Below are 1,517 nucleotides of genomic sequence, written 5' to 3' on the forward strand. Positions count from 1 at the left end.
CTACCAACCTCTTTTGGTGAATTTAAAATTACAACCCCATCCGGACTATACGAAAATAAATGATATCCAACATATCCTCCATAGGAATTTTTAGCATTTACTTCACCACAAACCACACTCTCACCAACAGAATTTTTGATTTCCCTTAAATTTTGAAACTTTGTAGAGTCAGGATCTTTCATTTCCTGCTTTACTTTACTTTGAGCCATATTTAAAAATTTATTTTTTTCAGCATAAACAGAACCAATTAAAAGAATATTAAGAATGATGAAGTATATTAATTTGTTCATGAAGTCCCCGTTATTTAATGAATAGACCATAATTTAACATAATGGTGGTTATACGAAATTGACAATATGTACAGGATTCTGTACATTTAGGATTGTAAAGTTTCAATCACTACCGCCTAGGTAGTCTAGCTAGCAGCGTTTTGACGCAGCTTACCCTATGAGGGATAGATATATGCATGTATTTACATATACGGACGCACGTAACAATTTAAAATCTGTTTTAGATAAAGTAATTGATGATGTAGACGTTGCTTTTATTACAAGAAAAGAAGGTGGCCATGCTGTAGTAATGGGACAAGATCATTACGATAGCTTAATGGAAACGTTATATCTCCTTTCATCTCCAAATAATGCAAGTCGTTTAAATGAATCAATTGCTCAATTACGTGCAGGGAAAACAAAACACAGAGAGTTGATTGAGGATGACGAATCGTAACGTCGAATGGACTGATAATGCCTGGGATGAATATATCTATTGGCAGACACAGGATAAAAAGATACTTAAGCGTATTAATACCTTAATCAAAGAATGTCAGCGAACACCTTTTGAAGGAACAGGAAAACCAGAACCTTTAAAAGCTAATCTTTCAGGATTTTGGAGTCGTAGGATTGATGAAAAGCATAGATTAGTTTATGAAGTGACAGATGAACGAATCTCTATAATTCAATGTCGATTCCATTACTAACAAGATCCCCTATTTTTAGGGGATTGTTTTTTTATTTAATACAAAATCTCATATGCGAAATTTAGGTGTTATTCCATATAACGCCATTAAAAAGATCTTTATCTTTCTGCCTATTTTCTTCAGTCTTACTTTCCGTGCTTAAAAACTTTTCAAAATCGGTTAGTTGACCCTTAAAAGATTCATCATTTTTCAGTTTGTTTAGAACCCAAGCCCCCAGTAGAATTTTACGTCTAGTATCATCTTTACGTTGCTGATCAGAAACTTTCTTTTTTTCACGAGCAGCAATAGCTTGTTTTTGTGCTTTTAGTTGTCTTAATCGTTCTTCTTGCTTTGCAATTTTTTGCTCTAAAGTTTCAACACTCATACCATCACCATCTCAAGGAATCCCCCTCAAGCATAGGTCTGTTTGAATTGAAATTCAAGACAGCCCATGCTATCGTGGTTTTCCCGAAGGGCGCACTTAGCCATTGGATTTCATCCAATGGTGCGACAAGGGGTAAATCCCCTTTGTAATCCCCTGACCAACATATACATGTTGGTA

4 protein-coding genes are annotated in these 1,517 nt (G+C 34.9%); 2 read left to right on the forward strand and 2 right to left on the reverse strand.

Annotated features, from left to right (window positions below):
* Nucleotides 1–290, reverse strand: a 290-nt coding sequence (locus tag FTV32_RS17000; protein WP_218947442.1) for a hypothetical protein, incomplete at its 3' end; no start/stop codon positions are given.
* Nucleotides 291–462: 172 nt separating this feature from the next.
* On the opposite strand from FTV32_RS17000, the gene FTV32_RS17005 reads away from it, so the two are divergent.
* Entirely contained in the window at nucleotides 463–726 is a 264-nt protein-coding gene (locus tag FTV32_RS17005; RefSeq protein WP_000557944.1) for a type II toxin-antitoxin system Phd/YefM family antitoxin, read from the forward strand.
* Entirely contained in the window at nucleotides 713–976 is a 264-nt protein-coding gene (locus tag FTV32_RS17010) for a Txe/YoeB family addiction module toxin (RefSeq protein ID WP_000184943.1), read from the forward strand. Before FTV32_RS17005 ends, FTV32_RS17010 begins: the two co-directional genes overlap by 14 nt.
* Before the next feature lie 61 nt (nucleotides 977–1,037).
* Here the strand turns inward: FTV32_RS17010 and FTV32_RS17015 are convergent, their stop codons facing one another.
* The gene (locus FTV32_RS17015; RefSeq protein WP_180029153.1) at nucleotides 1,038–1,340 is read right to left on the reverse strand and encodes a hypothetical protein; all 303 of its coding nucleotides are present in this window, start codon (nucleotides 1,338–1,340) and stop codon (nucleotides 1,038–1,040) included.
* Nucleotides 1,341–1,517: the final 177 nt, after the last annotated feature.

The sequence above is a fragment of the Acinetobacter sp. YH16032 genome (assembly GCF_013417345.1).
GTDB lineage: Bacteria > Pseudomonadota > Gammaproteobacteria > Pseudomonadales > Moraxellaceae > Acinetobacter.